Genomic DNA, 25,438 nt, shown 5'->3' on the forward strand with positions numbered 1-25,438 from the left:
TCATCAGTTAACTTTATTTTAAAACAAAAAAGACTGTAGGCAAACTCGAATTTCTTCGAGTTTGTCTACAGTCTGAAAGAAATTGCACTTTGCAATTTCTTTTTTTGTGTTTTATTTGAATAATATCGAGTTGTTCGTAGTGAAGGCGGCGACTCCCAGGAGATAAGCACGTGGGAGAGCGCAAGGAAAGCGTCCGCCGAAACGTAGAACAACGCTACGAGGCAGACACAAAATAAAGCCATTCAAATTTCATTTTGTTCTAACCTCTTCTATAATTGTAGTTATTACTTTTTCACTCTCAGTCGGGCACAGCGCTTTTTCGTTTCTTTAAAAAGCTCATCCAGCTGTCGATAACATGCATATTGACCAGGACGCATTTTAACAAACTGCAAGCGCTCCATACCATTAATCGGCATAAGCTCATACACATTTTGCTGAGAGAACGCTGTATCTTCCGTTATCGAACTAGTCATGAGAAATCCTTCAAAAAGTTCTATCCCTTTTTGCATAAATTGTATAGCCGAACCATCACGACGTTCATGGGCATTATGAATATCCTCACGTATCGCTTCCCATTCTTCATACCAATGATCGACCATTTCTTTTGAAATCGCTTCTGTATTAACTAATATCATACTTTCACCAAACCTTTTTTCAAGCGCTTTTGTCCTTCACGACAGTCATCCAGCAGAGGGCACGTTGCACAGCCTGGGTTTTGCGATTTACAATGATAGCGTCCGAAAAATATAATTTGATGATGAGCACGGCTCCATCGTTCCATCGGTGTTTTTTTCATAATCGTTTCTTCAACTTCCAACACGCTGTCTTTCCATCGACAAAGACCTAATCGTTTAGATACACGCTCTACATGTGTATCAACTGCCAATGCGGGAATATCAAAGGCAACAGATAACACAACGTTTGCAGTTTTACGTCCAACACCAGGCAATGTGACAAGCTCTTCCCGTGATGCTGGGACTTCACCTCCATATTCATTTAGAAGACGTGCACACAACAATTGAATATTCTTTGCTTTATTACGATAGAGTCCGATTGAACGAATATCATTTTGAAGTTCCTCTAGCGGTACATTTAAATAATCTTGAGGTGTTTTATATTTTTGAAATAATTGTTTTGTCACTTTATTGACGAGGACATCGGTGCATTGTGCCGATAATAATGTAGCGATTGTTAGCTCAAATAGATTGTCATGCACTAATTCACAATGCGCATTAGGATACATTCGGTCCATCTCGTCTAAGAAGTAATTCCATTTCACTTTTGTTAACATAGTAAATTAAGCGTCCTCCTATTCTCGCTCCTCTAACCAATTATAAAATGAGACTTTTTTAGTTTGCTGAGTTGGTTCCTGTTGTTTTATTGGATGAGTGGATGATGGCGACATCGTATTTTTACGGTATTGCTCACTATGCTTCTCGATTTGAGCAAGTGTCTTTATATTTCGTTTTTTCCATTCGATTAAAATACGATCAATATAACGCAAATTGACCTTATCTGCGAGTACCGCTTCCTTTAATGCTGCTTTAATAATTTCTGGACTATGTTGATCCAAATCCATCCACATACCGATTGTTTCAATTTCCATAGGTGAAAGTAAACGACCCAATTCCTGCTCAAATAACTGGAAAATTTTTGCCTCGTCCAATTTAGTAGCGGATGTATGCTGTTGCTGTTCTTTGGATTGCAATAAATCCAAAAGCCGCTCCCATAATGGATAGATTGAATATTTTTCAGTAATTCGTCCAGAATCATCATTACTTTGAGAAATTTCGACACAGCCTTTTTGCATTAAGCGTTGTAAAATTTGAGAAATAGCCGTTAATTGAAAATTTGTCCTTTGCATTAAGTCATTTGGTGTTGGAAAATCGATTCCCTCTTGTTCAAAGCTTAGTAAATGTAAAACAATCAATGCTTCATCATCTTGGATGTTCAATTCGCTATAATGTTTAAAAAATAATTGTGGAATAGTAACTTGTAATTGCTCCGTCCAAACGCGGATTCGATTGAAATTTGTTGACATTGCTGAATCCCCCTTTGTTCGCTCGTAACGACAAAACGCCCGGTTAGATTCCGGACGCTTTCTCATATAAAAGATATAAATATTTATGGATATAAACGGTTTAATAAACGCGGGAATGGAATGGCTTCACGGATATGTTCAGTTCCAGAAATCCATGCTACTGTACGCTCTAAACCTAAGCCGAAGCCTGAGTGAGGTACCGCACCTTGTTTACATAAATCCAAATACCATGCATACGCATCCAATGATAAGTTATGTTCTTCCAAACGGGATTTCATTAACTCATAATCGTAGATACGTTCAGAACCACCGATAATTTCGCCATAGCCTTCAGGAGCGATTAAGTCGGCACATAATACGACATCATCACGCTCTGGGTGTGGCTGCATATAGAATGGTTTAATACCAATCGGGTAGCATGTAATGAATACTGGCTTGTCATAATGGTTGGCAATTGCCGTTTCGTGTGGTGCACCGAAATCGTCACCCCACTGAATATCATCAAACCCTTGTTCATGTAAAAACTCGATTGCTTCATCATATGAAATACGAGGGAATGGAGCTTTCACATTTTCCAATTTTGATGTATCGCGGCCAAGACGCTCTAAATCAAGCTTACAGTTTTTCAACACAGATTGTACAATATGTGACACGTATTGCTCTTGTACTTCCAAACTTTCATCATGCTCAACAAATGCCATTTCTGGCTCGATCATCCAAAACTCGATTAAATGACGGCGAGTTTTCGATTTTTCTGCACGGAATGTTGGTCCGAATGAGAAAACTTTTCCTAATGCCATTGCCGCTGCTTCCATATAAAGCTGACCTGATTGAGATAGGAACGCATCTTCATCGAAATATTTTGTATGGAATAGCTCTGACGTACCTTCTGGTGAAGAGCCAGTTAAAATTGGTGGGTCCATTTTCGTAAAGCCGTTTTCATTGAAGAATTCATATGTTGCACGAATAATTTCATTACGTACTTTCATAATGGCATGCTGCTTGCGAGAACGTAACCATAAGTGACGGTTGTCCATTAAAAATTCCGTGCCGTGCTCTTTTGGTGTAATCGGATAGTCGTTTGCCGCACTAATCACTTCAATACCTGTAACATTCAATTCAGCACCGAATGAAGAACGATCATCTGCTTTTACTTCACCAATAACATATAGTGATGTTTCTTGCGTCATACCCTTCGCTACTGCGAACAGTTCTTCTCCAACTTCCTCTTTTACGACAACCCCTTGCGCAAAGCCCGAGCCGTCACGTAATTGTAAGAAAGCTAATTTACCGCTTGAACGTTTGTTTGCTAACCAAGCGCCGATTTTTACTGTTTCGCCAATATTATTTGGCATATCTTTAATCATAATTTTCTTCATAAAGTCCTCCAAAAGTTAAGCTACAGCTGTTCTTAATCTTGCCACTTTGCTTTTACAAAGGCTTCGATTCGACGAACTGCTTCTTCTAATAATTCTAAAGATGTTGCGTAAGATAGACGAATTGTTGTAGGCGATCCAAAGCCTGAACCTGGAATGACTGCAACATTTGCTTCAGTCAATAAAGCCGAAGCAAAGTCATCGACGGAAAGATAGCCTGTTTTTGCTGCTGTTTCCGAAACATCAGGTAATAAGTAAAATGCCCCTTGTGGCTTTAATACTTTTACTCCAGGAATTGCCGCAATTTTTGGGAATATCACTTCTAAACGTGATTCAAAAGCTTGTCTCATCTTCTCTACTGTTTCTTGGGATCCGTTGTATGCTTCAATTGTTGCATATTGGGCTGTTGTTGTTGAGTTTGAAGTAGAATGGGAAGCTAAGTCGGTCATCGCCTTAATAATAGCCGCATCACCTGCTGCATAACCAATTCGCCAGCCTGTCATAGAATGGGATTTTGCCACACCATTCACAACAATCGTACGCGCCTTAATGGCATCCGAAATTTGCGCAATTGAATAATGCTCTATTCCATTGTAAACAAGCTTTTCATAAATTTCATCTGAAACGATTAAAATATCTTTTTCTTCTGCTACTTTCGCAAGCTCTGCCAACTCTTCCTTCGTATAGATCATGCCAGAAGGATTTGATGGAGAGTTAATAATGACCGCTTTTGTTTTTTCTGTTATAGCATCACGCAATTGCTGCGGTGTAATTTTATAGCTTTGCTCCTGAGTTCCTTCTACATAAACAGGAACACCACCAGCCAGCTTCACTTGTTCCGGATAGGAAACCCAATAAGGGATTGGTATGATTACTTCATCCCCTTCGTTCAATATAACTTGGAACAATGTATACAGAACGTGTTTAGCTCCAACACCAACAATAATTTCATTAGCTTTATATGTAAGGCTGTTGTCGCGTGCCAGTTTATCAATGATTGCCTTTTTTAATGCCGGTAGACCACCAGCTGGCGTATACTTTGTATATCCTGCATCCATCGATTCTTTAGCAGCAATTAAAATATTTTGCGGTGTATTAAAGTCAGGCTCCCCTGCTCCTAAACCGATGACATCAATCCCTTGCTCTTTTAGCTCCTTCGCTTTAGCTGTTATGGCCAAAGTTGTTGATGGTGTTAAAGTTTTTACACGATTTGCTAACAATTGTTTCATGTTGCTCTCTCCTCTACAAATTCAATATGCGCTTCCACCATTGTCCGTCTTCAAAAAGAAGATAAACATAATTCAAGGTACCGGATTCACTTTTGTATGTTATTTCCCAAACTGGACCCGGTTCCTCAAATCCTAACTTCATATGAAGAATTTCTTTTGCATCTGTATCATCTTTAAAGACAGACATTGCCTGTTCCTCTGTTAGACCATCTGCTAAAAATACTTCTTGCATTGAATTCTCTTCTAAACTCATCGGGACAAATACTGCTTTTCCCTTTCCATACTCATCCACTCCAAATACAGTGACATAGGGCTTATTCCCATTGTATACATAGGAATTCTCAACAACAGCAAGTGCTTTCGTATCTAGCACAAGACTTTCCGCTTTTTCTTTAATTTCATTGAACGGGGCATTGGCTTTCCAAAATACGAACACTGTAATGACAAGTGACAACGATAAAACAAAGACAACCGAAAAGAGAATCCAGTTTTTCATAACTGCACCTTGCGATTCGATTTCTTTGTTCGTACATTAAATTTACTTGTACGTCGTTTAAAATTTTGTTTCATGATTGTCGACCTGCTTTCCTTCCTCATCGTTTTTCATTATACCAATTTCCTAAGCTTTGTACCATACTGTGAAGTGGCAGTTTTTGTATAGAAACAGGCGGTAATGACTCGATAAATTGCTGTCCATAGGATTTTGTTTCTATACGGCGATCTAAAACAATAAATACTCCTTTATCATGACTTGATCGTATCAATCGGCCAAATCCTTGCTTGAATCGAATAATCGCTTCAGGTAATGCAAGTTCAGTAAAGGAATTACGTCCTTGCTGTGTAATATAATTTGCACGTGCCTTAAACGAAGGGTCTTCCGGTGAAGAAAACGGCAGCCTTACGACAATTACCGCAGCCAGTCCATCGCCTGGAACATCCACACCTTCCCAAAAGCTATTTGTCCCAAATAATACGGAATGATTAAACTTTTGGAACGATTTTAATAAGCGCATTCTGCTGCCTGATGTGACACCTTGAGCAAAAATCATATAATCATTCAATAATTCACTTTCATGAATAAGATCTACCGTTTTCCGCAACATGTCCTGCGAAGTAAATAATACGAAGCATCTCCCATCTGTCATCCGCACTGCATTTGTCACTGCATGCGCTACTTCTTCGATATAGTCAGATTGAGAAACAGTTTGAATATCAGGCATGTCATTTACAATATACACTTCCGCTCCATCATAGTAGCTCGTATCTGCATGCAATTTTTCAATGGAAATAGAAGAATCAATTCCGAGCTGACTCGTAATAAACCGTTCATTGCTTGGTACAGTCAATGTCCCGGATGTCCAAATAACTGCACTTTTGCTGCGAATGGGATCAAATAGCTTCCCTATCGTTGCTGTAACGTCAATTGGCTTCTTATAAAGTTGAATGCTTCCTGGAACACTTCGTCTATCCAACTCAAGCCAGCAAGAATAATTTGAATCATTTTGAAGAAACACTTCATCCCACTCTGACATTTTTATCATAAGTTCCCCAATAATATACTGCCATTGTTCAATTAAATACTCATGCTCAGGTGCCATCTGTTCTACTCCCGAACTAAATTGCTGTATAAGTGCCCTTGCATCATCAATCCACCGTTGTACGGTTAAAGATACTTTCAAAAAGACTTCGTGCGGCAACTCCAAATCACTGATAAATAGTTCAATTTTTTGTAGCGGCTTATATTGTGTACTGACAACTGCCTTTACCTCTCGAATTAACTCAGCCATCGCTGTATCAAATGTTTGAACCATATAGATGTATCGCTTTTCCAGTTGGTCGAGCGTTTGAATATTGAGCAACTGTTTTTTTAATGCGACACGACGAATTTTATAAAATAGCTGTTCATCTTCATTTATTCCAATCTGTCCAAATAAATATTTCCAATTCATGTACGTAAATATTTTTTCATCTTGATTTATGGCCGCTTGGATAAATTGGTGGGCTTCATCAATAATCCATCCACCTAAAGAATCGAATATCTGCTCATTGCGGACTAAATCACTTAATAACATGGCATGGTTCGTTATAATAATATCGGCTTGACGACTATTTTGAATCGCACGTGAATAAAAGTCGTAAAGCGGCATAGTCGTTTTCGGTAATGTAGTTTTTCGTATTTTATCAATTAGAAGCTGTCCGCCACCTGAAACATTTAACTCATTTAAATCACCAGTTTCTGTTTTAGCAAGCCAAATAAGTGTTTGTAAAAGCGTAAATGTTTGATCGTACGAATCATCGAGTGTTTTCAATTGCTTCTCGAACTTCTCTATGTCGATATAATTGCCCATCCCTTTTAATAGTGCAATTTTGATTGGCTGGCCAAGTGCTTGTTCCAAGACGGGAATTTCATTTTGCAGAAGCTGATCAAGCAAATGTGATGTATAGGTGCTGATTCCTATTTTCTGTTTTGTTTTCTTGGCATAATAAATGGCAGGCACTAAATAACCTAACGTTTTCCCAATCCCTGTGGAAGCTTCAATGACATGTTCGGCTTTATTATTAAGCGCTCCCCAAATACTATCCATCATACGAAATTGCTGCGGACGTACTTCAAAATTAGAAATTCCTTTTAATAATAGAGCTAATTTATCATCGGTTGATTGTGGGTAATCCAGTTCGTCATTATATCCTTTTGGGGTCGGTGCCATTTTACGAATCGCAATTTTATTAAAATATACATGCGTATCATCTGTTAACGCTTTATTGCGTTTTATCACAAGCGCATCGAAGAATAGCTGAGCCAAGTTTGTTTTCAGCCGAAATGAGCGCTTATGCAGCTGTTCCAATGTAACTAACGGCAATGATAAAAGTTCATGCCAGCAATACTTTAGTAGATAGGCTGTAGCAAGTGCATCATCATCAGCGCGGTGAGCACTTTCTAAAGGTATATTCAAATCACTTGCTAAATCAGCCAATTTATAGCTTAAGGACATTGGAAAAAGAATTTTGGACAGTTCAACCGTATCGATTTTTTTTCCGTACCATTTCGGTAAGCCGGCCCGTTGAAATTCCGCCTGCAAAAATGATAAGTCAAAATCCGTATTATGTGCTACAAATACTGCATCCTCCAATAGTTCATAAATATAATCAGCATGCGCTTCAAATGGTAACGCATCTTTTACATGCTCATCTGTAATATTCGTCAAATCTTGGATAAACAACGGTATAGGTTTCCCTGGATGTATAAAAGTTGAATATTTTTTTGTAATGTTCCAGTCTTGCATAATCACGATGGCAATTTGAATCATGCGATCGCCGTTTGCAGGTGAATGACCGGTCGTTTCAATGTCAACGATTGCATATTTTTGACTTTCATTCATTTTCTTCAGCTCACAGTTCAAGTAATATAACGGCATTTTATCATATTAAAGGTGATGAGGTCATGTAAATGGATAGAAATGCTGATGGACCCATTTGAAGTGGCAGTGTTGCGCTGCAGCTCAGAGCCTTTATAGAAACGTTTCCAAAAATTCTAATATAATTTGAAATCTTCTAATAAAAATTTATTTATTCTAAAAAAATCGCGATTTTCTAAAATATCCGCTAACTGTTCTAATATGCATACGCATTTTTCAAATATGTATAACAGTTTTTCAAATACCTGCGTCACTTATTCTAATATATCCTCAATTGTTCTAATAAATTGATGCATCTGATGCTAAATTGCGTCTTTAACATAAAAAAAACCTAGTACCGTCTCAAGGACAATACTAGGTTAATACGCTATGTAAAGGTGTGCAGGGGCTCATCTCCCTGCACAATTCAAAAGTCTCCCAGCAAATCCGTGCTGTTGGTGGAGTCTTTTGTTGTGAAGACTAAATCTTCACAGAGGTTTTGGCACCTAAATAACAGATTACAATAAAATAGTAGATCATTCAACCTTTTTATTTTATGTAAGTTGAACGATTACCGAAAATTCCTTTAAGCATAGGTGGTGTTACTAGTGTAGTAATAATAATAACGATTACCATTGGTGTGTAATCTTCCGCCGGTAAAAGACCGCTTGATAAACCCATCCCTGCAAGAATTAATGCCACTTCTCCACGGGAAATCATGCCTGCCCCGATTCCTACAGAAGATTTCCAATTGAATCCTGCCAATTTCGCACCAAGACCCGAACCGATAAGTTTCGATAAAATTGCTACGATTGAGAAGATAACTAAAAACCAAATATTTTCCGTAATGCCAGCGAATGTAACAGATAGTCCAATACTTACGAAGAAAAATGGTACAAAGATTCCACTCGCTATCGGCTCTACTTTATGTTCAACCGCCTCTTTGAATGGAGTTCGGCCAATAGCAATACCGATAAAGAATGCGCCAATAATTGTAGCTATACCAAAGTAATGCTCACCGACATAAGCTAAAGCAAAACAAGCTATTAGCGCACCGGATAATGTTGCCTCTGTAACACGCAATTTACTAAACGCCTTTATGAATGGTGGAATTACCCATTTCATTACGACAAATAATAAAACGAAGAAGAATACCTTCCCACCGATTAATGCCGGAATGGAAACATCGTCACCTACAAGGAAGCTCATTGCAACCGCAATTAAGACTACAACGATAATGTCATCCAACACGGCAGCACCTAATAGTGCCGAACCTTCTTTACTTTTTAGCCATCCTATTTCATTTAATGTTTGAACTGAAATACTTACAGATGTCGCTGCTAATGTTAAACCGATGAAAATAGCCTGCCCTTGAGTCAATCCAAAAGAAAGAGCTAAAGGATAGCTCATTGCAATCGGTAAAATAACACCGCCGATTGCTACGAAAATAGCACCTTTCATATTCGCATTCAAGTCTTCTAAATCTGTTTCCAGCCCTGCTAAGAACATTAATAGAATAACACCAATTTGACTGAAGGTTTGCATAACTTCACTATCCGTTATCCACCCAAGCATGGCAGGACCAATAATAATACCAATTAATATTTTTCCCAGTACGGAAGGTTGCCCTAGACGTACAGTGAAATGTCCCGCTATTTTTGTTGCCAATAATACGATCACAATTTGAAAAATAAACACCACATTATCCCCCTTCTTCACAAAAAAAGGCATGGGGGTGCCAGATTTGACTGACTCCACCATGCCTACCTTATTTATTAGACACTACTTATTTTATAGAAAAAGAATATAAAATGCAATGCAAAAATTATATTTATCTGAAAATTATTTCAATTCACTAGAAAAAGCCCGGTAATACTTCACGTTGGAAATATTGATTTTTACGTAGCCATACATTTAATATTTGCCGATGAGTAAGCAGCTTTCTGCGCGATACATGTCTTCTTTGCGCCTCTTGCAGGCTTTCCAGCAGTATACGCGTTTCTGTTGGGCATTTATCAGGTTCAGTAATTACCTGTAATGTTGGACTAATTAAATTATGTTGCTGAAGAAGTGCAAGTACTTTGGCAAAAATTTGCCCCATTGCAATATAGTCCTCTTCTATTTTTAAATCAATACATTGATATAATATGTCTTCAACTTCTTTTTCTACAAGCTCCATTGGCTGTATTTCCATATGTCACCTCTACTAGGTTTGTATATATTTAGTATATAAAAACTAGTGGAAATAAAAAAGAAATTGGATTGTGGACAGAATAACCGATACTATTTTGCGTGAATCGCTTTGCCAAAAACAGATCTCGCTGCGTCTCCTACATGCTCACTTACTGTAGGATGAGGGAAAATGAGTCGAGCTAAGTCTTTAACAGATCCGCCAAGTACTTTTGCTGCAAGCATGGAATTGATCATTTCTGTTGCACCATCGCCTACGACACATGCACCATAAATATCGCCTTCAGGACTTGCGACAAATTTCATAAAGCCTTGTGTATTCCCTTCCAATAGGGCTTTAGGGTTTGTCGGTAAGTACATTTTTGTCACAATAGAATCTGCCGGTGCTTCATGCTCAAGCATACCAAATGTTGCAATCTCGGGATGTGTATACACACAACGCGGTATTTCCTGCTGATTAATCACTTTCGGATGTTTTCCTAAGATGAAGTCCACTGCATGGACGCCTTCAGCACTGGCGGAGTGTGCAAGCTGGAAGCCACCAACTAAATCACCAATGGCGAAAATCCCTGGAATGCTTGTTTCATAATGATTGTTCACCTTAATTAAACGACCATCCATCTGCATTTCCAACGCCTCAGCGATTTCAGTATTTGGACGGCGCCCTGTTGCAAATAATAAATTTTCAAATGGGAAATTTCCGATGGACGTTTGCACATAATCTGCATGAATTTCTTCAAATGTAAAATTTGTAATAAGCTCAATGCCCAGCTCATTCATCTTCTGTTTAATGATTGGACGGGCATCCGGTTCTTCCGTTTGTAGAATATCTTTACTATGATTGAGTACTGTCACTTTAGTACCCATAGGCGCTAAAGCAAACGCCATTTCAATCGCAATAACACCACCACCGATAATCGTCAGCTGTTTTGGAAGCTCCTGTATTGAAAAGAAAGTGTCGGTTGTATAGAAGTTTGCACTTTCAATCCCTTTAAATGGCGGAACAAATGGGCGACTGCCCGTTGCTAAAATCACATTATTCGCTGTAAATGCATTGTCGCCTACTATCACTTTCCGCTCTGCTGTTACGATTGCTTTTCCTCTAAACATCGTAATTTGCGCGCTATCAATAAAAGATTCAATATTTGATAATAATTCGGCAACAACCTTATCTTTTCGTTGCATTAACTTTGGGAAATCGATATTAATAGTAGGAACAGTTACTCCCCAATCTGTCCCACGTCGAATTTCCTGCACCAATTTACTATGCTCAAGCATAATTTTCGAAGGAATACAGCCTACGTTATAACAAGCCCCCCCGACTTTGTCCTTTTCAACAAGAGCTACTCTCAATCCGCTTTTTGCTGCATGAATTGCGGCAACATATCCGCCTGGTCCAGCACCTATTACGGCTAAATCAAAGTTTTCCATTTTATCACCTCAATTTTCACATTATCATGACAATTTTTGGAATGCAACCTAGCCCCTTATATTTGATAGAAAATCTATTCAGTAAACTTTTTCAATTCTGTTCTACTTATCAAAGCCTTATTACTTTATATTCAATATCAGGTGCTTCTAGTCAATGCAAACTACAAAATAGTCAATCATATATTTAGTGTAAACTTTACTTTTACCGTTTTTTTAGTTCTAAAAACAAAAAAATCAGCAATTATGTTAGTAATTACTGATGGCGGATCGATTATTTCAATATTTTAATTTCAACTTTTTTACGTCCCCAATTAAGGGCAGTTTTTTTCGATTTGACAAACACATCAATTTTACTGCCTTTAATCGAGCCGCCAGTATCCCCAGCAACAGCAATACCGTAGCCTTCTACCCAAACTTTAGTTCCAAGTGGGATTATTTTAGGGTCAACAGCAATTAATTTAACGTCTGGATTTTTCTTTAGATTGATGCCAGATGCAGTTTTTCCTGAACAGCCCTTACAGGAAGCTGTGAAAGCACTTGCTTCAACAGTCATTGTTTTGACTACCTCAAAGTCATCTAGCTTTTCCTTTTTTTCTTCAACTTTTTTTTGTTTATTTTCAATATGATCAGGTAGCTTTAGGACGTATCCTGCCACCGATTGCTCTTCATCTTCAAGCTCGTTTAATTCTAATAATGTATATACAGACGTATTATAACGCTCTGCAATTTCATCTAATTCTTCCCCTTTTTTAATAGTATGTGTAGCTGCACTTATGGCATTGGAAAAGAATAAAGACGTAAAAATAATGAAGGTAAAGCTACATAATAGTTTGTTTCGAAACATATTAGTCATTTCCCCCTGTATCATTTGTAATGAAACTAAATTCAGTTTACACATTTAATATTTCAAAAAGATTACAGGGAGGTAATATAAAAATTACAAAATTATTCCTCATATAACTTTTTGTAACAAAAGTAGGTGTTTATATAAAAAAAACTGTGTTAAAAGTCAATTTGACTTTTAACACAGCCGCTTCCTCCACTATTACATAATAGTCGCTTCTGGTTCATAGTGGATCATTTCTTTTATTTGATTGTTTTCCCCCATGATAGCTACTGTTGGATAGTGATCAGCCACTTCTTTATTGTCTACATATACATAGGAAATAATAATAACGATATCTCCTCTTTGAACAAGACGTGCAGCTGCTCCGTTCACGCAAATAACCCCTGACCCGCGCTCACCTGCTATTATATATGTTTCAAATCGTGCACCATTATTGTTGTTTACGATATGCACCTTTTCATTTGGCAACATCCCTACCGCATCCAAAATATCCTGATCTATTGTTATCGAACCTACATAATTTAAATCGGCCTGTGTTACTTGAGCTCGATGGATTTTGCTGTTCATCATCATTCTAAACATGGATAAGTTCCCCTTTTAATGAAAGAATTAAATTATCAATTAGACGTGTTTTTCCTATATATACTGCCGCAGCTAAAAGTATTTGATCTGACTTTTCATCTACTTCTTTCAAATCCGGATAAGTTAATATGCTCAGGTAATCGATTTTACCGGCAGTGTTATGTTCAATAATTTTTGTTGCTTGTGACAGGGCCTTATCGACATCCCCTGAATCCATTAACTCAAGTTTAGCTATTTGCAGTGCTTGTTGAATAACCGGTGCCTGCATTCTCTCTATAGAGGACAAATAAACATTCCGGCTTGATTTGGCTAAGCCGTCTTCTTCCCGAACGACTGGAACAACGCGTAATTCTACCGGGAAATTATAGTCCCTGACCATTGTTTGAATAATGGCAACTTGCTGTGCATCCTTTTGCCCGAAGTAAGCACGGTCTGGCTGTACTAAATTAAAGAGCTTTGCAACAACTTGCAATACCCCATCAAAATGACTTGGCCGACTTGCACCACACAAAGTTTGTGCCTGACGTCCGGCGCGGATATATATGCCACCATCATGTGGATACATTTCTTCGACGGATGGTGCAAAAATATAATCTACCCCTACTGATGCCGCAAGCTTCTTGTCACGCTCTAAATCACGCGGATACGATTCAAAATCTTCATTTGGACCAAATTGCGTCGGATTTACAAAAATACTCATAACAACAACATCATTTTCTTCCCGAGCATTTTTTGCCAACGTTAAGTGACCTTCATGTAAATAGCCCATTGTTGGAACGAGACCGATTGATTGCCCGCTGCTTTTTGCTTTAACTACTACTTTTCGTAGTTCAGCAATTGTCGATAGGATCATCATTATTTTACGCCTCCATAAAGCTCTATTAATTCGCCTTCTTTCATCGTGAAACTATGCTGTAATGTAGGGAATATTCCTGCTTTAACCGCTTGAGTATAGCCAATGATTCCACGTTCAATTTCATCGCCTACTTGTGCAAAGCCTTCAACAAATTTTGGAATATGATGATTTCCATACTGCAATAAATCATGAAACACTAATACTTGACCATCCGCCTTAGCGCCAGCACCAATTCCAATCGTCGGTATCGTCAACTTTTCTGATACAATCTCAGTTAGCTGGTGCGGGATACATTCAAGCACAACCGCACAAGCTCCGGCTTGTTCAACAAGCAATGCATCTTCAATTAATTTTTCCGCTTGCTGTGACGTTTTACCTTGAACTTTATAACCCCCAAGAACACCTGCAGATTGTGGTAATAATCCTAAATGCGCAACAACTGGAATACCTGCATCAGTTAGTTTCTTAATGACAGGAATAACATTATCCGCGCCTTCCACCTTAAGTGCATTGGCATTTGTTAGTTGCATCATTTGGACAGCAGTTTTAAGTGTTTCGTTAACATCGCCATGGTAAGAGCCAAAAGGCATATCAACGACGATAAACGTATCGGGCGCTCCTCGACGTACTGCTTTACTATGATGAATCATATCATCTACAGTTACCCGCATTGTAGATTCATAACCTAAGACAACCATCCCTAATGAATCCCCAACTAAAATCATGTCGACTTCCGCTGCCTCGGAAAACTTAGCACCGGGATAATCATATGCCGTAATCATGACAATCTTTTCGCCCTGCTCCTTCATTTTTAAAAACTGAGCCGTTGTTTTCATGTTTCTCCTCCTCAAATGGAAAGAAAACAAAAAATACCCTTCTATCCATAATTAGACAGAAAGGTAGTGTCGTAAGTAAATGAAATACATTTCATACTTTTTTGTAATAAAAAAAATGAAATGAATCTAATTACAGCGTGTGTTTTCTTCCGTCTCTGTCTTGTGTAGATCAAAGCAGATAATTTTATAGTAGACTAGCAAAATAGGTACAGTTCTTAGTTGATACTGTCCTAGAGCTACTATAACAATTTTGGAAGAAAACGTACAGCATATTTATTTACAATATTTCGATATCGGCAGAGTATATACCTTTTACTTCGCCGTTAGCCTGACGAATTTGAAGAACACCGTTTTCAGTTATACTGATTGCCTCTCCTTCAACAACTTCCCGTAAAGTCGTTGCTTTTACTCTTTTCCCTATCGTACCGGAAGAATCTTCCCAAAGTGTTTTAATGAAACCAAAGCCATTTTTCACATACATATCACTATAGTGCTCTAAAAAATCAAGCACATTTGCGACTAGATGTACACGCTCAATTGGCTCACCTTCTTCGATTGCAATCGAGGTTGCAATTGACTGCAGAGGCTCAGGAAAATCATCCATTTGCTGATTTACATTGATTCCGATACCAATTAACAAAGCTTGAATACGATCTGCTTCTGCAACCATCTCTGTTAAAATCCCCGTTGTTTTTTTACCATTGACTAAAATATCATTGGGCCATTTAATTTCAGGAGTAAAATTTTTAAACATAGCTTTCATGGCATTTACAACTGCTACCGCTGTAACAAGTGTAAATTGCGGGGCTTGATGGGGGGCAATTTCAGGGCGGATAATAATTGTCATCCAGATGCCTTTCCCTTCCGATGATTCCCACTCACGCATCATGCGTCCACGTCCTGCCGTTTGATGCTCTGCAATTATAACGGTACCATCTGGTCCACCTTCTCTTACAAGCTCATGGGCAACAAGCTGTGTTGATTCAACACTTTCAAAATAATGCACCTGTCGACCATATCGCTTTGTTTTTAAAAATTGTTGTAATTGACCCATATCGACTTTATCAGGCACTGTCACAAGCTTATAACCTCTTTTTTTTACTGTATCAAACTCATAGCCTTCTTGTTTCAATGTTTGCAGGTGTTTCCAAATAGCAGTTCGTGATACTTGTAGCTCATCTGCTAAAGCTTGCCCTGAAATCGGTTCTCCGTTCGCATTTAAAAAACGTTTTAATATTTCATCCTTCATCGTGAAATGCATGAAACCATTCCTTTAATTGTTGTTTATCATTATTAGCTTCTCCATTTAAGACAGCCAAAATCGCGGTATCCAAAGTCTGTTTAATCCACGCACCACGCTTTTTTGACGACCATTCCATTAGATCCCTGCCCGAAATGGCAAGTTCATTTATGTGCTGTATCGGTAATGTGCTTTTCCGATCAGCTAAATCATCAAAAGAAAAAGGCAGAACTTTATTTTGCCATTCTGCAAATTGACAAGCAGTTTTTAACATAGATAAATCATAGCGCAATAAATCAATCGGTGGCATGCCATTCAGTAGGCTTTCATATGCACCTAAAATACTCTTTGTAAACAGTTTATCCTTGTTTGAACAGCGATACGCCGAAAGTAAAGAAAGGTCACTCTCATTTACTAAACAAAAGTACGCCCATCCAACTTGCCGGTCTTCTGAATAAAACCCTGTCCAACTATGAGTATTGAATTTACCAGGTAAATAGTTGCTTAATGAAGTATTCTCAATATATTCAATTCCCATTTGGGCATGTTTGGACGTAAAGATTTTTGAAAGTTCCACTTGAATTCGTTCGATTGAAATATATGAGATGGTAGATGCTTTTTGATGAATGGCCTGCAAAGTTTGATATTCAATCGAGAATTGGAGCTGTGAGGCAAATCGAATAGCGCGCAGCATTCGAAGTGCGTCTTCTTCAAATCGCTGAAGCGGCTCACCGACAGCGCAAATTACTTTGTTATCAATATGTTGACGTCCATTATAATAATCAATATAGTCGCCTGATTTGCTAAGTGCCATAGCATTCATCGTAAAATCTCGGCGCTTTAAATCTTCTTTTAAGTTGCGGACAAAATGAACGGTATCCGGACGACGGTGATCACTATAACCGGATTCAGTCCGATATGTCGTCACTTCAATGGGTTCCCCAAAATCAAGGACAAGCACAGTACCATGGGCTATCCCTACGTCAATCGTATGGTGAAAAATCGCCTGAATTTCTTCTGGTAATGCGCTTGTCGCAATATCAACATCATTATTTTCTTTTTTTAAATAATAATCTCGGACTGCCCCACCTACTATAAACGCTTCAAATCCTGCCTGCTCAATTGTGTTGATAACTTTCTTAGCTGCTTGCCAGTGCATTTTTTTCTTGTGCCACTCTTTCATAAATTCGTTCATATTGTTCAACCATTTTCGATTCATGGAATTGTTCTTTTACTGCCTGTAATGCTGCCAATCTGAATGCCTCATGTTTTACTTCATCCTGTAATAAATCAACAGCATAATCTGCGACTGATTGTGTATCGCCAAGAGGAACTAAATAGCCATTTACCCCATGATTAATCACTTCTGGAATACCACCAATCGCTGTACCGATTCCAGGGACTCCACATGCCATTGCCTCCAATAGTACTAAACCGAAAGATTCCTTCTCAGAAAGCAGTAATTTTAAATCACTAATCGCAAAGAGCTCGGTGATATTTTCCTGTTTCCCTAAAAATAAAATATCATCCTTATATGGTGATAATTTAACAAGGTCTGTTACACGATGCTTTTCAGGTCCATCACCAACTAACAGTAATTTAGCAGGCATTTTTTCTCGAATTTTCAAAAATGAATCAACAATATCAGGTAAATTTTTGATTTTGCGGAAATTGGAAATATGAATGATTACTTTTTCATGTGGCAATATCCCAAACTGCTCTTTTAAATTTCCTGGATCCACCGGTTTAAACACATTGTCATCGACAAAATTATAAATTGTATCGATTGTTTGCTTCGTATCTATTAAGGCATATGTCTGCTGTTTAAGTGATTCAGAAACAGCCGTCACAGCATCCGAACAATCAATTCCATATTTAATAGCCTGAGCTAATGTCGAATCTTCACCTAAAACTGAAATATCCGTTCCATGAAGAGTCGTGACAATCCCGAAATTTTCCCCACTCATATGTCTTGCCAGTACTGCACAAACAGCATGAGGAATTGCATAATGCACATGTAATATATCTAGTTTTTCTTCCTTAATAACATCGGCCATTTTGCTTGCTAATGCAATATCGTATGGTGGGTATTGAAATACTGAATAATTATTTACTTCAACTTCATGGAAAAAAACATTTGGATAAATTTTATTAAGCCGAAATGGTACGCTCGATGTAATAAAGTGAATTTCATGTCCCCGTTCCGCTAGCATTTTTCCAAGTTCTGTTGCGATAACACCAGAACCTCCAACTGTCGGGTAACATGTAATACCAATTTTAAGTTTTTTCATTAGTCTCCCCATCCTCTCAACAATACGATTAACTTTCGTTAGTAAATATTTTACCGCAATTATGCTTTAGCATGATTACATTATTCACTATTTTCTGCGTTCCGCTAAAATGCGCCAATCTACAAAACCTTCCTGCAAACCCTTTAGTAAAATTTCAGCAGTCCCCATATTTGTCGCGAGAGGAATATGATATAAATCACATAATCGCACTAATGCCATAACATCCGGCTCATGTGGCTGGGCAGTCAATGGATCACGGAAGAAAAAAACCATATCCATATCATTGTTCGCTATCATGGCACCTATTTGTTGATCTCCCCCTAATGGGCCCGAACGAAACTTTGTAAGGTCAAGCCCTGTTTCAGCTTCAATCATTGTGCCAGTAGTACCTGTAGCATACAGATCATGCTCTTCCAAAATATCTCGGTATGCAATGGCAAATTGAATTAAATTATCCTTTTTTCGATCATGTGCAATTAATGCAATTTTCATAAATCTCAACTCATTTCTAAATGATGTTCTCTAATCCGTATATTAATGTATTACAATTCATAACTTTTTCAATACTAAATGTAACTCCACCCATAAAGCTTCCTCGATTTAAAGAGTCATGACGAATTGTTAATAATTCACCTGTACCACCAAACAATACTTGTTGATGAGCGACTAAACCAGGTAGGCGAACGGAATGAATATGCATCCCTTCAAAGTTTGCGCCTCTTGCACCATTATGTGTTTCCTTTTCATCTGGATGACCTTGTTCTTTTGAATTCCTAACTTCACTAATCATTTGTGCAGTTTTAATACCCGTACCAGACGGTGCATCGAGCTTTTGATCATGATGCATTTCTATAATTTCTACATCCGGGAAATATTTCGCAGCATCTTTGGCGAACTTCATCATTAATATTGCTCCAATGGCAAAATTCGGAGCAATAATACAGCCTATTTCTTTGTCTTTTGCAATTTGCTGCAATTCCTCAAGCTGCTCATCTGTAAAGCCAGTTGTCCCAACAACCGGTCGTACATTATGTAATAATGCTTGTTTTGTTCTTTCATAAACAAAATGTGGATTCGTTAAATCAACAAGCACATCCGGCTTTGTATCTCTAACAAGTTCCGGGAAATTTGTATAAATTGGAACTTCATATTGCTTTGGAAACTCATCCAATGCTGCAAGCGTTGTGCCAACTTCTTTGTAATCTAGGGCAGCAACCAATTCCATGCCTTCATTTTTAATTATCGTATGAACTGCCTCCATACCCATTTTACCTCGTGCTCCAGCAATTGCGACTTTAATTGTCATTACATAAAAACTCCTTTGACCTTTAGTTAATGCCATATTTCAATTTTAATTTGACTATAATCATAATAATTTTTCAATAATAGTGTTAACAGCCCATCAACAATGATTCGTATTAGTCACACTGTTGTCAAATACATCGAAATCAAACATAATAAACGATGTAGCCTTTTTCCTGCTTCGACACATATTTTCTTTCACAATAGATTATAGGAGGATGACAATGCAAGGAATAAAAATAAAAAATATAATCGGGATCCTCATCGGTTCCGCCCTCTTTAGTTTTGGCTTTGTTCATTTTAATATGCAAAACCAGCTCGGTGAAGGTGGATTTAGTGGTATTACACTTATCTTATATTTTACACTAAATTGGGACCCAGCATTAATGAATTTACTATTAAATATACCAATGTTTATTCTAGGTTGGAAATTGCTCGGTAAAAAATCATTTATTTATACAATTATCGGCACACTCGGCGTATCTGTCTTTTTAAAGATCTTTCAAATCTATGAATTCAATATGAATTTGAAGGATGATTTATTTCTTGTGTCCTTATTCGCTGGAGTATTTGTCGGCATCGGTTTAGGTATTGTTTTCCGCTTTGGCGGGACAACCGGTGGCGTAGATATTTTAGCTCGACTTGCCCATAAATATTTTGGCTGGAGTATGGGGAAAACAATGTTCGGCTTTGATTTTTTTGTTATTATTCTTTCATGGATGACGTTTTTAGATGCTCGGTCGATGATGTATACATTAGTAGCTGTCTATGTAGGAGGCCGCGTGATTGATTTTGTTCAGGAAGGGGCTTATTCTGCAAAAGGTGCATTTATTATTTCCTTACATTCTGATGAAATTGCAGATTTAATTACAAAAAATATGGATCGTGGTGTAACAATTTTTGATGGGCATGGCCACTTTACGAAAGAACACCGTAATGTTCTGTATTGTGTCGTTTCACGTAGTGAGCTTGTAAGGTTAAAATCCATTGTTCATTCTATTGACCCTCATGCCTTCGTTACAATTATGGATGTTCATGATGTATCCGGTGAAGGCTTTACATTAGACGATAAAAAACAGCCGCTAGACTAAAATGGCCTAGCACTGAGACTACCCTCACCTAAATCAGGTATGGGCTGATCGTAAAAAAAAGGAGCTGGGACAAAACCCGCCTCAAAATCAAACGCCGTTCAAATTTTACGATGAGTAAAATTTGAACGGCTTTCTTATTGTGCCTACTTCGTAGCCGTTGTTCTCCGTTACGGCGGACGCTTTCCTGGGGGCACGGCTCGAGCCTGTAGTCTCTCCCACGTGCTTGTCCCCTGGGAGTCGCCTCCTTCACTCCGAACAACTAATTTTCTTTCTATATCAAGTAAATCTCTGCATAATTTCAGGCATGAAAAAAGGACATTCTCTGTTAAACTTTAAGTATCCTACCACCAAATTTTAAACGAAAGAAGTGTCCCTATGTTTAAAGATTATAACATGAATCAACTTATTTTCCCGCTAGATTTAGAAGTAAAGTTACATAAAAATGATATTGCCTTTTCCCTCCACCATTTGGTCGAAAGCATTCCAAACGAAGCTTTCGCTCCTTTCATTCACCATACCGGTTGCCCATCGTATCATCCACGTATGATGTTGAAGTTGATTCTATGTGGTTACACGCAATCCACCTTTTCAGGGAGAAAAATAGAGGATCTGACAAGAGATAGTTTACGTATGATGTGGCTTGCCCAAGGATATGAGCCACTGCGGAAGGTAAAAATCGTAGACTCATGATTAATGAGAATTGGAAAAACAAAAAGAAGAAGTAAGAGCGAAGCTTTCAGAAGAAAAAACGGCTGCCATTTATCCTCATCGTAAAATTGACGTGGAACCAGTTTTTGGATTCTTGAAGGCTAATTTGTGTTTCAGTCGATTTTCTGTTCGCGGAAAATCGAAGGTTACTAATGAAATAGGCTTGGCATTAATGGCCACAAATTTAAGGAAGTATGCGGTAAGAGAATAAAACCTCTCCGAATATTTTCTTTATAAAGCGCAAAAAGAGAAATTGCATTGTGCAATTTCTCTTTTTGCGTGAACTGGAACTAATTCTGTCCCAGCCTCTTTTTTTGTGGACTGAAACTCGTTATGTCCCAGTCAGTATTCATTATTAATCGTCTGAATTCATGCCTGTGTAAATTAAGATTAAACGTAATAGCTCCATTACTGCTACAGCTGCTGCTGCAACATATGTCATTGCCGCTGCATTTAATACTTTGCGTGCAGAACGTTCTTCAGTATTATTAATAATACCTAACGAAACAACTTCGTTCATTGCTCGATTTGATGCATCAAATTCGACTGGTAGCGTTACTAGTTGGAATACAACACCTGCTGCCAATAATGCAATACCTAATAAAAGGAAACCTGAAGACGATGCAAAAATACCAATTAACACGAAAATCCAAGACATGTTTGATGAAATACTAGCCACTGGCACTAATTTTGAGCGTAATGTTAAAAATGAATATGCATCTGCGTGTTGCATTGCGTGACCTACTTCGTGCGCTGCTACAGCTGTCCCCGCGATTGAAGAGTTGTGATAGTTATCTTCTGATAACGCAACTGTTTTAGTTGCGGGATTATAGTGGTCCGCTAAAAAACCTTGTGTTGGTACGACACGCACATCTGTTAAGCCGTGCTGGTCTAAAATGTAACGTGCTACTTGTGCTCCTGTCATACCCTTTTCAGCAGGAACTTTTGCAAATTTCTTATACGTACTTTTTACCTTCATTTGTGCATACAACGGCAAGAGCATAATGATGATAAAATAAACGATATACATTCCCATTTCCGAACTCCCTTTCTATATCTTTCAATTCTCTTTAATTTTAAAGGCTTTTTACTGTTGTTGCAAATATTCGCGCTTGCGACTTTCTAAAAAAGCGAGCAATATACATGCAATAGATAGCCAAAATGTGAAATAGCCAATTTCACTTGGATATTGGTTAATCACGCGGTAAAATGGCATTTGACCAAATAAATAATCAATTACGTCATTATGCAGCGTCCAAATCGCACCAACCATAACGTGCCACATTTTAAAGCGATATTTCGGTAAATATAGCACTGCCTGAACAGCCATTAAGAAATGCGATGCCACAAGCATCCATCCAGCTGCACCTAATTCCCCTGTTTCCGCCAATGTAAGAAGATTCATTACAACAGCCCATAAGCCATATTTAATGAGTGTAATAAGTGCGAGCACTTCCATTAATTTGTAATTTTTCCCAAATAGCCAACCGATAATGGCAAAGCAGAAAAATAGACTCGCAGTTGGAGAATCTGGTACGAAAATATAATAAATCGGATCTGTAGCTGCAAGCTGCCCTTTATACCAATAGTAACCGTAAATTGTGCCGAATAAGTTAATAATAAGCAAAATGCTTAAAAAGGCACGATGATTCATTAAATACCATAACTGCATGATATATGCTTTCATTTTTTCTCCTTCTTTTCCTAATAAATCTTCATTTCATATGTATTTTGTGCAACTTACATAAACAATGCACGTCTTTTATTATAAACGTGCTTTAGGAGAGAAGCAAAATTTTCCTTTAATTTTGAAATAATTAATGAAAGTCTTTAATTCTATTGAAGTTTTCCTAGTAATCTATTTATAAAAAAAGAGAGTCAGAATTCTGACTCTCTCTAAGTTAAATAATATTATTCTGCTTCTTTTAATCCCGCAATAAATTCAGCTAAAACTTGAAGCTCTTCATCAGTACCTGTAAATGTTCCAGCTGGCATACCACCACGGCCATTCACAATTACTTCTTGTACCTCTTCAGCTGTTAATTCATTGCCTAAAAGCATTGGACCTGATACACCAGCTAAGTCTCCACCGTGACAGCCAATACATGAAGCTTGTGCTTGGTAGATTTCATAGCCTTCAGAAGTTTCGTCAACTTCAACATCTGGCAATAGCCCTAAATGTTTGTCAGTAATTTCACCTTGCGCATCTACCGCATCCCAATCAGTTGCTTGTACAGATTCCCAAGTTGTATAAATAAGTGCTGCTACTGCTAACAACATGAAAGCTGTCGGTAATGGGCGTTTTGACGGGCGACGTTCAGGTGTTGTATCTAAAAACGGTATTAATGCTAATGCACCAAATGCAATACCTGGAATAACCATAGCTCCAATTACATTATATGGACCAGATGCATAAGTATATTTTAATAATTGGTACATCGATAAGAAATACCAGTCCGGTAACGGAATATAAGATGCATTAGTTGGATCTGCCGGACCCTCAAGTGGTGAAGGATGTGCGACAGTTAGTAGTAAATAACCGATTAAGAAAACTGCTCCAACCATCCATTCTTTTAATAAGAAGTCAGGCCAGAAAGCTTCTGTTTTCCCTGGATATTCGGTATAATCTTTCGGCACGTTCGGCATACGGTTATTCGCTTTTACACGTGAATCCCCTACGAACTTCATACCTTTTCCGCGTTGCATAGTGTCCCCTCCTTAAAAAATCATACAATTGGTTTCAGATCATAGAGGTCCTGAAATACCTTGGCGGCGGATCATAATAAAGTGAACTGCCAATAAAGCAAATAGTGCTGCTGGTAAGAAGAATACATGAATTGCAAAGAAACGAGTTAATGTTTGCGCACCAATAATTGTAGAATCCCCAGCTAAAAGTGTTTTTATTATTTCTCCTAAAAACGGAACAGATGCAGCAATTTCGATACCTACTTTAGTTGCAAATAACGCTTTCATATCCCATGGTAATAAATACCCTGTGAAACCTAAACCTAACATTATTGCAAAAATACCTACACCAACTAACCAGTTTAACTCACGTGGTTTCTTATACGAACCTGTGAAGAATACACGAAGTGTATGTAAGAACATCATAACGATTACTAGAGATGCCCCCCAATGGTGCATACCACGAACGATTTCACCGAATGCTACTTCGTTTTGTAAATAGTAAACTGATTTCCAAGCATTTTCTACGTCTGGTACATAGTACATCGTTAAGAACATACCTGATAGAATTTGAATAACTGTAATGAAGAAAGTCAATCCCCCGAAACAGTAAACGAATGCTGAAAAGTGATGGGCAGGGTTAACGTGCTCTGGCACTTCGTGGTCGGCAATATCACGCCAAATAGGAGTAATATCTAAACGTTCATCGACCCAATCATAAATTTTATTTAGCACTGTGTCGTACCCCCTAACTTATTTAGTTACTGTGTGTGTTTGCGATTTTTTTCCCAAGCATTAAGAAGCCATCATTTTCTGCCACTTCAAACATATCTAGTGGTCCAAGTGGTGGTGTACCTTTTACGTTTACACCTGATTTCTCATAACGTCCCGCGTGACATGCACAGAAGAACTGATCTGGGTGTGTTGGATCACTTGCCCAGTTTACAGTACAACCTAAATGCTTACATACAGGTGATATTGCGACGATTTGGTCGCCTTCTCTGTAAACCCAAGCTGCATCGGCAACCTCTGATTTATACCAACCATCTGTTTGTTCATACGAGAAGTCAACTTTTACTGGAACTTCTGTAATTTCAGCAGCTTTTTGACTTGTTTGTACAAAATCCCCTTCTTCTTTCGTTTGAAGAATTGGGTCAATTGCAAAACGAACCATCGGCATTAACATACCTGCAGCCATAAATCCACCTACGCCAGTAATCGTATACGTTAAAAATTGACGTCTTGTAACTCGATTCTTACTCATCCTTTTCCCCCCTCTTACTAAAAGGTCAGTCCAACGGACATATACTTTTAAAAATAGTAAATAACTAGGACATA

At 38.1% G+C, this 25,438-nt stretch carries 26 protein-coding genes and 1 pseudogene; 3 read left to right on the forward strand and 24 right to left on the reverse strand.

From position 1 onward, the window contains the following. Positions 1–284 precede the first annotated feature (284 nt). From H9632_RS16320 to dapB, 19 genes are all read right to left on the reverse strand, one after another. Complete coding sequence (locus H9632_RS16320; protein ID WP_191705137.1) at positions 285–635, reverse strand: YpoC family protein; 351 nt, start codon at positions 633–635, stop codon at positions 285–287. Continuing rightward, complete coding sequence (gene nth, locus H9632_RS16325; RefSeq protein WP_191705138.1) at positions 632–1,291, reverse strand: endonuclease III; 660 nt, start codon at positions 1,289–1,291, stop codon at positions 632–634. The genes H9632_RS16320 and nth overlap by 4 nt, the downstream gene beginning before the upstream one ends. 18 nt (positions 1,292–1,309) lie before the next feature. After that, positions 1,310–2,041 carry a DnaD domain-containing protein gene (locus tag H9632_RS16330; protein WP_191705139.1) on the reverse strand — a complete coding sequence of 244 codons (732 nt, stop codon included), beginning with the start codon at positions 2,039–2,041 and terminating at the stop codon, positions 1,310–1,312. An 83-nt stretch (positions 2,042–2,124) separates the two neighbouring features. Next, entirely contained in the window at positions 2,125–3,420 is a 1,296-nt protein-coding gene (gene asnS / locus H9632_RS16335) for an asparagine--tRNA ligase (RefSeq protein WP_191705140.1), read from the reverse strand. A gap of 32 nt (positions 3,421–3,452) precedes the next feature. Beyond that, positions 3,453–4,646, reverse strand: a complete 1,194-nt coding sequence (locus H9632_RS16340) for a pyridoxal phosphate-dependent aminotransferase (RefSeq protein ID WP_191705141.1) — start codon at positions 4,644–4,646, stop codon at positions 3,453–3,455. A gap of 13 nt (positions 4,647–4,659) precedes the next feature. Beyond that, positions 4,660–5,142: a cell wall elongation regulator TseB-like domain-containing protein gene (locus H9632_RS16345; RefSeq protein WP_191705142.1), complete on the reverse strand. Its 483-nt coding sequence runs from the start codon at positions 5,140–5,142 to the stop codon at positions 4,660–4,662. Positions 5,143–5,239: 97 nt separating this feature from the next. Further along, complete coding sequence (gene dinG / locus H9632_RS16350) at positions 5,240–8,026, reverse strand: ATP-dependent DNA helicase DinG (RefSeq protein ID WP_191705143.1); 2,787 nt, start codon at positions 8,024–8,026, stop codon at positions 5,240–5,242. Positions 8,027–8,590: 564 nt separating this feature from the next. Beyond that, positions 8,591–9,739, reverse strand: coding sequence for a cation:proton antiporter (locus tag H9632_RS16355; RefSeq protein ID WP_191705144.1), 1,149 nt, complete (start codon positions 9,737–9,739; stop codon positions 8,591–8,593). Positions 9,740–9,896: 157 nt separating this feature from the next. Continuing rightward, a complete protein-coding gene (locus H9632_RS16360; RefSeq protein WP_191705145.1) occupies positions 9,897–10,235 on the reverse strand; it encodes a transketolase in 339 nt (112 codons plus the stop codon). 89 nt (positions 10,236–10,324) lie between these two features. Next, complete coding sequence (gene lpdA / locus H9632_RS16365; RefSeq protein WP_191705146.1) at positions 10,325–11,662, reverse strand: dihydrolipoyl dehydrogenase; 1,338 nt, start codon at positions 11,660–11,662, stop codon at positions 10,325–10,327. Positions 11,663–11,933: 271 nt separating this feature from the next. Beyond that, positions 11,934–12,506, reverse strand: a complete 573-nt coding sequence (locus tag H9632_RS16370; protein WP_191705147.1) for a 3D domain-containing protein — start codon at positions 12,504–12,506, stop codon at positions 11,934–11,936. A 201-nt stretch (positions 12,507–12,707) separates the two neighbouring features. After that, positions 12,708–13,091, reverse strand: a complete 384-nt coding sequence (gene panD / locus H9632_RS16375) for an aspartate 1-decarboxylase (RefSeq protein WP_191705148.1) — start codon at positions 13,089–13,091, stop codon at positions 12,708–12,710. Then, complete coding sequence (panC, locus tag H9632_RS16380) at positions 13,084–13,947, reverse strand: pantoate--beta-alanine ligase (RefSeq protein WP_191705149.1); 864 nt, start codon at positions 13,945–13,947, stop codon at positions 13,084–13,086. The genes panD and panC overlap by 8 nt, the downstream gene beginning before the upstream one ends. After that, positions 13,947–14,783, reverse strand: a complete 837-nt coding sequence (gene panB / locus H9632_RS16385) for a 3-methyl-2-oxobutanoate hydroxymethyltransferase (protein ID WP_191705150.1) — start codon at positions 14,781–14,783, stop codon at positions 13,947–13,949. Before panB ends, panC begins: the two co-directional genes overlap by 1 nt. A gap of 277 nt (positions 14,784–15,060) precedes the next feature. Next, positions 15,061–16,044 (reverse strand): biotin--[acetyl-CoA-carboxylase] ligase, encoded by a 984-nt coding sequence (locus H9632_RS16390; RefSeq protein ID WP_191705151.1) that lies wholly within the window; start codon positions 16,042–16,044, stop codon positions 15,061–15,063. Next, on the reverse strand, positions 16,022–17,218 hold the full coding sequence (locus H9632_RS16395) for a CCA tRNA nucleotidyltransferase (RefSeq protein ID WP_225223890.1): 1,197 nt from the start codon (positions 17,216–17,218) through the stop codon (positions 16,022–16,024). The genes H9632_RS16390 and H9632_RS16395 overlap by 23 nt, the downstream gene beginning before the upstream one ends. Next, complete coding sequence (bshA, locus tag H9632_RS16400) at positions 17,163–18,314, reverse strand: N-acetyl-alpha-D-glucosaminyl L-malate synthase BshA (protein ID WP_191705152.1); 1,152 nt, start codon at positions 18,312–18,314, stop codon at positions 17,163–17,165. The genes H9632_RS16395 and bshA overlap by 56 nt, the downstream gene beginning before the upstream one ends. 87 nt (positions 18,315–18,401) lie before the next feature. Next, on the reverse strand, positions 18,402–18,806 hold the full coding sequence (gene mgsA, locus H9632_RS16405; RefSeq protein WP_191705153.1) for a methylglyoxal synthase: 405 nt from the start codon (positions 18,804–18,806) through the stop codon (positions 18,402–18,404). 16 nt (positions 18,807–18,822) lie between these two features. Then, on the reverse strand, positions 18,823–19,620 hold the full coding sequence (gene dapB, locus H9632_RS16410; protein ID WP_191705154.1) for a 4-hydroxy-tetrahydrodipicolinate reductase: 798 nt from the start codon (positions 19,618–19,620) through the stop codon (positions 18,823–18,825). 220 nt (positions 19,621–19,840) lie between these two features. Here dapB and H9632_RS16415 point away from each other — a divergent pair, with 220 nt between their 5' ends. From H9632_RS16415 to H9632_RS16425, 3 genes and pseudogenes are all read left to right on the forward strand, one after another. Beyond that, positions 19,841–20,707 (forward strand): YitT family protein, encoded by an 867-nt coding sequence (locus H9632_RS16415; protein ID WP_191705155.1) that lies wholly within the window; start codon positions 19,841–19,843, stop codon positions 20,705–20,707. A 375-nt stretch (positions 20,708–21,082) separates the two neighbouring features. Next, positions 21,083–21,367 (forward strand): annotated as a pseudogene (locus H9632_RS16420) (transposase); the annotation flags it as partial. Positions 21,368–21,407: 40 nt separating this feature from the next. After that, positions 21,408–21,626, forward strand: coding sequence for a transposase (locus H9632_RS16425; protein ID WP_191705156.1), 219 nt, complete (start codon positions 21,408–21,410; stop codon positions 21,624–21,626). A gap of 144 nt (positions 21,627–21,770) precedes the next feature. Here H9632_RS16425 and H9632_RS16430 read toward each other — a convergent pair whose 3' ends face one another. The 5 genes from H9632_RS16430 to H9632_RS16450 form a co-directional block, all read right to left on the reverse strand. Further along, the gene (locus H9632_RS16430; protein WP_191705157.1) at positions 21,771–22,451 is read right to left on the reverse strand and encodes a zinc metallopeptidase; all 681 of its coding nucleotides are present in this window, start codon (positions 22,449–22,451) and stop codon (positions 21,771–21,773) included. Between the two features lie 51 nt (positions 22,452–22,502). Beyond that, positions 22,503–23,102 (reverse strand): DUF1405 domain-containing protein, encoded by a 600-nt coding sequence (locus H9632_RS16435; RefSeq protein WP_191705158.1) that lies wholly within the window; start codon positions 23,100–23,102, stop codon positions 22,503–22,505. Between the two features lie 224 nt (positions 23,103–23,326). Then, positions 23,327–24,121 (reverse strand): menaquinol-cytochrome c reductase cytochrome b/c subunit, encoded by a 795-nt coding sequence (locus H9632_RS16440; protein ID WP_191705159.1) that lies wholly within the window; start codon positions 24,119–24,121, stop codon positions 23,327–23,329. 39 nt (positions 24,122–24,160) lie between these two features. Further along, positions 24,161–24,835 carry a menaquinol-cytochrome c reductase cytochrome b subunit gene (gene qcrB, locus H9632_RS16445; protein WP_191698144.1) on the reverse strand — a complete coding sequence of 225 codons (675 nt, stop codon included), beginning with the start codon at positions 24,833–24,835 and terminating at the stop codon, positions 24,161–24,163. A gap of 22 nt (positions 24,836–24,857) precedes the next feature. Continuing rightward, positions 24,858–25,364 carry a QcrA and Rieske domain-containing protein gene (locus tag H9632_RS16450; RefSeq protein WP_191705160.1) on the reverse strand — a complete coding sequence of 169 codons (507 nt, stop codon included), beginning with the start codon at positions 25,362–25,364 and terminating at the stop codon, positions 24,858–24,860. Positions 25,365–25,438: the final 74 nt, after the last annotated feature.

The organism is Solibacillus merdavium (assembly GCF_014836935.1).
In the GTDB taxonomy this organism is placed as follows: Bacteria; Bacillota; Bacilli; order Bacillales_A; family Planococcaceae; genus Solibacillus; species Solibacillus ferritrahens.